Genomic DNA, 8,921 nt, shown 5'->3' on the forward strand with positions numbered 1-8,921 from the left:
TTCCTCAAGTTTCAGGATTTCGTGTCGATTAACGGACAGAGAAATAGCAACTGCAGAAAGCCAGAACACGCCATGACCTGTCCAAAGAACCTGAAATTACCCTTATTGGGCTTGGCCATTACCTATTTAAGTGGATGTGCCAGCCTGTTAAATGAGGACTCGCAAGAGTTGAACGTACGGGTGATGTGCGCGGGCAAGGCCGTGCAAGCCTATTGCCGTGCAGAAAACTCCAAAGGCAGTTGGACTTTCAACTCGCCAGGGCAGGTAACTGTGGCAGGAGACAACCGTGGCTTGGAAATTACCTGTAAAACTCAGTTCAGTCAGCCTTTGACGGTCAAGGCACCGGCACTTCCATCTTGGGAAATGGCTGGAAACATTTTGGCTGGCGGCATCATTGGTGGCGTTGTTGATTTGTACAACAACAAAGGGCTTCGGTACCCTGAAAACATCGACATCACCCACTCTCTTTGCAAGTGAAGAAACCCATGAAAAATACATTACGCATTACATTCGTTACCTTACTTGCATCCTTGCTCATTGCTTGTGGCGGTGGCGGTAGCGGGGGTTGCTCGGCTGTTTTGGGCATTTTGCCAGGCAGTGGTTGTAGCGCATCCAACACGCCTCCTGTTGCGAACGCAGGCGTTACACAAAATGTCATCACTGGTTCGGTCGTCACACTAGACGGCAGCGGCAGTCGTGACATCAACAACCAATCTTTGACCTACCTTTGGCAACTAAGCTCTGCGCCAGCGGGTAGCTTGGCAGCGTTGTCGTCTGCAACGTCTGCCAAACCCACGTTCACTGCAGACCTTACTGGCACATACACATTTTCACTGGTGGTAAACGACGGCAAAGCAAACAGCCAAACCTCTATCGTCAATGTCTATGCCACCGTAAGCAATGCAGCTCCGGTAGCAAATGCAGGTAATAACCAAAGCGTGAGCATAGGCAGCGTAGTGACCTTGGATGGCACCTCAAGTTCAGATGCAAACCGAGACAGCCTCACTTACAAGTGGTCTTTGGGCAGTTTACCCTCAGGTAGCGGCGCAACTTTGAGTTCTGTGGTTTCGCCAAATCCCAAATTCACAGCAGATGTTGCTGGTACCTACTCAGCTATTTTGATCGTGAACGATGGCAAAGCCGACAGCTCGGCTTCTGTCGTCACTGTCACAGCCACAAATGAAAACAAAAAACCTGTCGCCAAAGCTGGTAATGCGCAATACATTTCCTTAAAAGCCACGCCTACAACTGTGACTTTAGATGGCACTGATAGCTCTGATCCAGACAAGGATTTCATCAGTTACAAGTGGGTATTGATCACTCGACCAAGTGGCAGCAGTGCATTGCTGATTAACAGCACCACGCCCAAACCTTCTTTTATTCCCGATGTTGCCGGAACTTATGTTGCCTCATTGATTGTGAACGATGGCAAGCTAGACAGTGAAGCTGCAGCAACCACCATCACTGTTTCTGCAAAAAATTCAGAACCAGTTGCCATTGCTGGAATTCCGCAAAATGTGAAATTGGGCCTGGTTACATTGGATGGCACCAACAGCAAAGACGACGATGGCGACCCATTGGGATTCATGTGGGTCATGGTTTCAAAACCAGCTACGAGCAGAGCCGAATTGTTGCAGGCAACTTCACCTAAACCGACATTCCAAGCGGATGTTGTGGGTACTTATGTGGTGACGCTTGTCGTCACGGACAGTAAGCTTGCGAAGAGCTCACCTTCCACCACAACCATTACAGCAGCACTTGAGAATCGTCCACCTACAGCATCTGCGGGTTCAAACCGCAATGAAGTTCTGGGAACCATTACCCTTGACGCATCAAAGAGTCTTGACCTTGATGGTGACACATTGACCTATAAATGGTCCTTACTGGCAAAACCCGATAGAAGTTCAGCAGCTCTCTCTTCTACGACTATGGCGATGCCTACTTTCAATGCCGACCTCGCAGGAATTTATGTGTTCGGTTTGATCGTCAATGATGGAAAAGTAGACAGCGCGCCTGTCACTGTCACCGTCACTGCTTCAGCAGCCAATCAAGCACCCACAGCAGTTGCGGGCGATCCCAAAAATGTCATCACCAACACCTTGGTGACTCTGGATGGTAGTAAAAGCTCTGATCCCAACCCTGGCGATTCCTTAACATACAAATGGTCTTTGGTAACAAAACCCATTGGCAGCAGTGTGTCAACACTAACCAACAACACAACTGCAATGCCAACATTCACACCTGACGTTTCGGGTGTGTATTTGATAAGTCTGAGTGTTAGCGACGGCAAGCTTGAAAGTCCTGTAGTGACCACAACAGTCACAGCAGCGAACGTCAATTTAGCGCCCTCTGCAAATGCAGGCTTGGCACAGAATGTTTCTGTTGGCACCCAAGTCACCTTGGACGGCTCGGCAAGTAGCGACCCAAATGGCGATACGTTGACTTATCAATGGTTGCTGGTGGCCAAGCCACCAGGCAGCAGTGCAGAATTGCTTGAGGCCGCCACACCGAAGCCCAAATTTACAGCTGATACTGCAGGAATTTACATTGCAAGCTTGGTGGTTTCAGATGGAAGGCTCAGCAGCACATTAACCACGACTACAGTATCGGCAACTGTCGCCAACAGAGCGCCCACAGCCAATGCCGGAAGCTATCAAAATGTGGTCACGGGTTTATTAGTTTCTGTGAGTGGCGCTGCAAGCTCCGACCCCGATGGCGATGCACTTAGCTATAACTGGGCCATGGTGTCAAAGCCTGCCAATAGTTCAGCTTCGTTGATGGATAGTACAAAAGTATCGCCTTCATTTACTGCAGATAAAAGTGGTACTTACGTTTTGAGTTTGCAAGTGAGTGATGGGCGGTTGACCAGCAACTACAGCTACATCACCATCACGGCAGGTGCAGCCAACCTCGCGCCTACTGCAATTGTCAACGCTGTTGCGCCTGTGACGGTAGGTACTCAAGTGACATTGGATGCAAGCAACAGTACAGATCCAAATGGTGATGTGATTCTGTATCGCTGGGTACTGACATACCGCCCTGCAAACAGCCAGGCTGTATTGACAGACAACACTGCGGCAAGACCCAAATTCAATGCGGATCAACCAGGTGTTTATGTGGCCACATTGGTTGTAAGCGATGGTCGATTGGACAGCCAACAAGTTACTGTTGCTGTAACTGCAAGTCCGTGAAGCAAATTACTTTGCGCTTGTAATTTAAAAAATTAAACCATAAAGGAATGTCCAAATGGCAACCGTGAATGCAATCTCCGTAGCGCTGTTTAACGCTGCTGCTGCTGGATACTCAAATCAAATTTCCAAAGATCCAAACTCGTTGGCAAACGCTGTAGGTTTGATCTTGGAGCAAGACATTGCCACCGATGCTCAATTTGTTGAGCATTTGCTCGCCAATTTGGGCGTCACAAGATCAATGTCTGTTTACTCCGATGCTAAACACGCATTGGATGAATTGGTGTTTTCAATTGGTCGTGGGCAAGCTACTAGCATTGCAATTGACTTTTTAAAAGCCCAAGAAGGTGCAGCAAATGATTACGGCTTAATTGCTCTTAATTTTGCGATCAAAGTCAATGCAGCAACTCAATACTCTACCGCCAACCCCAATGAACGTGACATCACCAAATTGGTAGGCGTAATTACAGGCGTAGATACCGATCAAGTTGCAATCAACAATGCGTTAGCAGCTGTCAACCCCAATTTTGCAACCAACCTTACAGCAGCCCTGGCAGCTGCTGAAACAAAGGCTGCAGCAGACAAAGCTGCAGAAATTGCAGCGTTAAAAGTAACTTACGAAGCCAATGCAAAGAATGCGGCTGACAAAGCGGCAGCCGATCTCAAGGTAGCTTTAGATAAAGCTGCCGCAGATGCTGCAACCACAAAAACAATCACCGACAAAGCCCTGGCCGATGCCAACGCGGCAACAAAAGCGGCCAACGAAAAGGCTGCGGATGCAGCCCTCAAAGCAGTGTCTGAAAAAGCCGCTGCTGTTGCTGCTGTTGACAAAACAACAGACAACGCCGCTGCCATCACTGCTTATTTAAAGGCAGCGGCTGCTGTTACGGGTCTTACTGGTTACGACAGCATGACAGATACGCAGATTTTGGCTGCGATCAAAGCATCAGACAACCAAACAGTTGCTGTATCAGTCGATAAAACGATTGACAATCCTCAAGCCATTACTGCCTTTTTGCGAACTACCGCCTCAGATTTAGGGGTGACCGGTACAGGTAACATGACTGACACACAACTCATCAATGCAATTAAAACGGCAAATGATGCATTTGTGATGGCTCAGCAAAAAATAATCGATGATGCCGTCGCTGCAAATGTCAAAGTGGCGACAGATGCTGCCGCCACAAAAGCTGCAACCGATCTGGCCAACGCCATTGCAGCAACCACTTCTGCTGTCAATGCTCAAAAGGCAGCAGACCAAAAAACAGCAGCAGACCTCAAAGTCATCACCGATGCTGCAGCGGCAAAAGCTGCCGCGGACCTTAAAGCTGTTCAGGATCAACTAACTGCAATCCAGAATTTAGCAGGCACGACTACTGGGCTGAGTTCTGAGAACGATACAGTCATGGGCGTATCCGGCGGCAACGACATCGTCACAGCCTCCAACACTACCTACGGATCAGACGATGTCATAGTGGACACATCCACTGCCGACCACGACGTCTTAACTTTAAGTACAGTTGAAGACATTACAGCAACTCCCGTGGTGGTGGGCATTGAAAATATCAATGTCAATGTAACATCTGTTTTTGCTGGTGCAGCAGGCGTGACAACTTTGTCTTTTAATGCAGACAACATCCGAAGCGGTACTGTGAATTTTGACGCCACCAATCAGGCGTCTGTCGTGACTGATCTGACTGTTACAAATGCCGCCAATTTGTTGAACTTAACGTCAACTGCGCGATATAGCAACGTCAACATTAATGGCGATGCCAACGCCATCCTGACATACACAGGATCTCCTGCAACTTTGGTGATGGAATCTGCTAATGGCGCTTTGAAAAATGCCACAGCAACAATTACGCGAGATACTGCGGGCACAATTACAACAGATTCAAGTGGCACTGTGACAGTGACAACTGCTACTGACACTATAGTGACAGCCAATGCTGCAAGTACGGTCAATGTAACTTCAGCAGGTCAGGCCACAGTCGTTGCAAATGCTGCAGACACGGTTATTGTTCTGGCCAACGAGGAAGCTTTGGTGACTGCCAACTCAGCTGAATTGGTCACCATTTTTTCTGGCGATGGCATTGATACAACATCAACATCGGTCATCAACTCCACTCTGACTTCAACCAACACGAACAACATCGCAGTTAGCGTGCAAGGCAGAGGTGCTGCCACCGTATTGAATTTGAATGGAGCACCTAACGTCAACGTTGTCAATGTCAGCGGTACGCAAAACGTTTCACTTAAAGTGGGTTTAGATGACATTGATGGCTTGGGCACATCAACAAGCAGTTCACTCGACGATAACTTATTGACCGTTAACAACACCTCCACAGGCACAGTTAATATTTTGATTACCAATAACGGTGGCTTTGCAGATTTTTCAGCCGCCAACATTGCCAATCTTGAATTGGCTACAAACTTGGCAACGGGTGACATCATTACCGTAGCTTCTAATACCAGTGTGGTGTCTGCTGCTGATCAGTCTTACGACTTAGATCTCCAAGCTAAAACACCGTCATCCGGTGGTAATACAGTTCGCATCTCCATCAAAGACGATGCAGTGTCCGGCGTAACTGGCGACCTCAATGGTGGTATCCGTTTGTCAGACTTTGCCACTGCAACGCTGACCAACAACGATGCCGACACCTACTCAACACTTGGGCCTGTAACCGCTTCTGGCACCACCTTGACCATCGCCAGCGGAATGCAAGGTTTCAGAGCTAATTCCTTTATCAACCTGGCTGCTGGTACCTTACGCGTCACAGGATCTGCCCCCGTTAATTTGGGCAGCAGTGTTACTGCCACCGATGTAGCTGCAGCAGATGCCACGGGAAGCATTACTTTGGAGTTAACAGGGGTGGGCACAGTTGGCACTGTGGTCACAGGTGCTGGTGATGACGTCTTCAAAATTTCCACCTTGGCACGCACCACAGGCGACTACACCATCAGTTCAGGCAGCGGCAGTGATTCACTGACTGTGTCAATTGCCGAAGGCTTTTCTTGGAATGGCGGCATTGGTTACGACACCTTGAAATTTGACTCATCCTTAGATCTCACAACGCAATCCGTGACCCTCACCAGCGTGGATGCAATTTCTTTGGATACATCTAATGATGCGGCAGAAACGCTGACCCTTACTGCAGCTATGTTCAACACCAATCCAGTGTTTACTTTGTTGGGCGGCGGTACAGATGCAGACAGCCTGGTCATCCTCGGCTCAGCCAATGGCGATACGATCAATGCGTCCGCTGTGTCTGTTGAAGTTAACGAAGCATCACTTACTATCAATGGACTGGGCGGTTCTGACACCATCACTGGCTCTGAATTTGCCGACACTATCAATGGTGGTGCCGGTGCTGACATACTTCGTGGCGGCAATTATGGTGACACCTACATTTTCAACACCAACGATGTGGATTCTGGTGAAAGCATTACAGAAGCTTCTACTGGAACGGGTACAGACACAGTGTCTGTCATCACCACAACAGACTTCAGCACCATGACTGCTGCAAGCTTTGACGAAATCGAAGCCATCAAAGTTGCAGCTAACAAAACAGCCACTTTTACGGGTGCGCAATTAACCGGCGAGTCAATTACGTTGACAGGCGCATCTGCCGGCACAGAAACATTGATCGTGAACCTTGGGCTTGGTGAAACTTTTGTATCGGGTCTTAGCGCTGGTACAGACTTCAACATCATTCAATACAACGGCACCGGCGGTGACGAAACCATTACGGGTGGTGACTTGGCTGAAATCATTACCGGTGGCGGAGGCAATGACGTTCTAAGCGGTGGTGCAGGTGCAGATACCTTCGTATTTAGCAGTGCTGCTGGTAATGCCAATGGCATTGACACCATTACATTAAGTACAACCGTTGGCAATACCGTTAATGATTTTTTAGATTTCACTGCCAATGCAAGCTTCATTGGAGCTTCTACTGTGAATAGAGTTATCTTTTCTGAAGCAGATGTGGGCGCAGGCGTTTCTGGAGCAGCGGCAGGTCAAAACGTTTTGTTCCTCACAGGACACTACTTTGCTAATGCCACAGCCCTGGCTGCAGCCAACACCCTGTTCACAGCATGTGACACAGGCAATGTCTTGATCATTTACGCAGGCTCAGTCACTGAAAATGCGCGCATTGCGTTCTGTAGCTTAGATGCAGCCGGTGACGTGACATCTGCCACGGACGTTGCCATTTTGATTGGCATGACTGTGTCTGCAGCTTCGACCGGCCTGCCTAACGCTTGCTTTATTTTGGACTGACGCGAAGTTAAATGCCTTCCGAAGAAAGTTGGTAAAGCATATCTCTGGCTTTTTGCTCCCATTCTTGAAGGTCCACCACATGGCCAGGTGCTTGAATATGCTCAAGCTCTGGCCATTTGTTTGTGTTGCTAATATTCGAAATCTTGCGGTATAAAAAAACATCCGTCCAGGCCAACGCCTTAGCGGGGTAATGTTTGACCAAAGTGAGCGAGGGATGGTGCAGAGCATAGGTGGTGGAACTCACCAAAGCGCCCTCGGGCAACTCTGATGCCATCTTGTTTGCAATTTTGCCCATCAAAGCGCCAAAACAGGTGCTGTAGATAAACACCAAGCCAGCTTGACTGACATCACAGTCAAACATGTCGCCTACTTCAAATTCAACTCGGCTTGGAATTGTCAGCAGATGAACAGCCCTTAGATCATTTCCCCATGGCAATGGAATGGTTTCTGATGGGTCTAATTGCTGGCTATGCGCAAGCAATTCCGCAAAACCCTCTTGGCCACATTGAAGCAATTGGCTGAACCTTTCCCTAGCCAATCGCTCTCGATAGGCCAATATTTCAACCCCTTTGCAACGGCCAAATGGGTAGCTCAAGGCGGCAGTCATCACCACTTTGCCCAAGCCACTACCCAAATCGACAAATTCACAGCCCGGCTCAAGGTATGTGCTGACAGCCGAAAAGTAGCTTTCCAACTCTACAGCGCTTAGTTCGCCATAGACCAGGCTACCGTCGTCGACAATCCACTGCCTAATTTGAGAATCTGTAAATTCGTTCAAATGTTTTAATTTTATATTTGAAATGATTTCTTTTTTATTCTTTGGAAGCAATCCATGGGATTGAATGCCTGGCGGCAAGGTGCCGATGATGACATCGGCATGCGGCCTCAATCTGGCTATCAATTCTTCATGACGCAGTTTGTCCAACAAGCACGCCCTTAAGGCCAGGCCAATGCTTAAAAATTCGTTGTAAGACAGTTCTGCCGTATTTGACAGCTGCTCTCTTGGGTGGAATTGACCGCCCTCCAAAGTTGTCAACATTGATTGACGGATTGCACTGAGTTTGTGCTGTTTAGTTGTCATTGCGTCGAATCACCTGTGTTGACATGTTGAAGAAAGAAATTTGATTCACAAAACTTGAAGGAAAAATCAAATTTTTGTTTCCCCTTAAATTAATTCTTAATTCCATAAATGGTCAACATTTTTTCTGTAACAAATGTATAGTGTTTCATATATTTGATAACGTTTTTCAACTGATTTCTCAGTCAAAACGCCCTATCGCAATTTTCGACTCTTCACCATCTCCGATTTATGGCCAACACAGTTTCACAAACCCTTCAAAAGTTGCATTTCACCATCCTTGGCGTGCCCATGGACGTGCAGATGCAAGATGTATTCGTTAAAAAGATTGAAGCCGAAGGATGGGTCTGGCTCAACAGCATCATCAACGATTATT

At 47.9% G+C, this 8,921-nt stretch carries 4 protein-coding genes; 3 read left to right on the forward strand and 1 reads right to left on the reverse strand.

The annotated features are described in order from the left end of the window. Nucleotides 1-72 precede the first annotated feature (72 nt). Genes B9Z46_RS13265 through B9Z46_RS13275 form a run of 3 tightly spaced genes read left to right on the forward strand, consistent with a single transcriptional unit; the run spans nt 73 to nt 7,467 of the window. Nucleotides 73-477: a hypothetical protein gene (locus tag B9Z46_RS13265; RefSeq protein ID WP_146179266.1), complete on the forward strand. Its 405-nt coding sequence runs from the start codon at nt 73-75 to the stop codon at nt 475-477. Further along, nucleotides 474-3,191, forward strand: coding sequence for a PKD domain-containing protein (locus B9Z46_RS13270; RefSeq protein ID WP_146179267.1), 2,718 nt, complete (start codon nt 474-476; stop codon nt 3,189-3,191). The genes B9Z46_RS13265 and B9Z46_RS13270 overlap by 4 nt, the downstream gene beginning before the upstream one ends. A gap of 55 nt (nt 3,192-3,246) precedes the next feature. Next, on the forward strand, nt 3,247-7,467 hold the full coding sequence (locus B9Z46_RS13275) for a calcium-binding protein (protein ID WP_108257107.1): 4,221 nt from the start codon (nt 3,247-3,249) through the stop codon (nt 7,465-7,467). A 7-nt stretch (nt 7,468-7,474) separates the two neighbouring features. Here B9Z46_RS13275 and B9Z46_RS13280 read toward each other — a convergent pair whose 3' ends face one another. Beyond that, entirely contained in the window at nt 7,475-8,395 is a 921-nt protein-coding gene (locus tag B9Z46_RS13280) for a histone methylation protein DOT1-like protein (RefSeq protein WP_158268440.1), read from the reverse strand. Between the last annotated feature and the right edge of the window lie 526 nt (nt 8,396-8,921).

It is taken from the genome of Limnohabitans sp. Hippo4, assembly GCF_003063605.1.
GTDB lineage: Bacteria > Pseudomonadota > Gammaproteobacteria > Burkholderiales > Burkholderiaceae_C > Limnohabitans_A.

Excerpts from the sequence above, each read along its gene's own strand:
- B9Z46_RS13265 (WP_146179266.1), top strand. The coding sequence starts at position 73 with ATGACCTGTCCAAAGAACCTGAAATTACCCTTATTGGGCTTGGCCATT.
- B9Z46_RS13275 (WP_108257107.1), top strand. The coding sequence starts at position 3,247 with ATGGCAACCGTGAATGCAATCTCCGTAGCGCTGTTTAACGCTGCTGCT.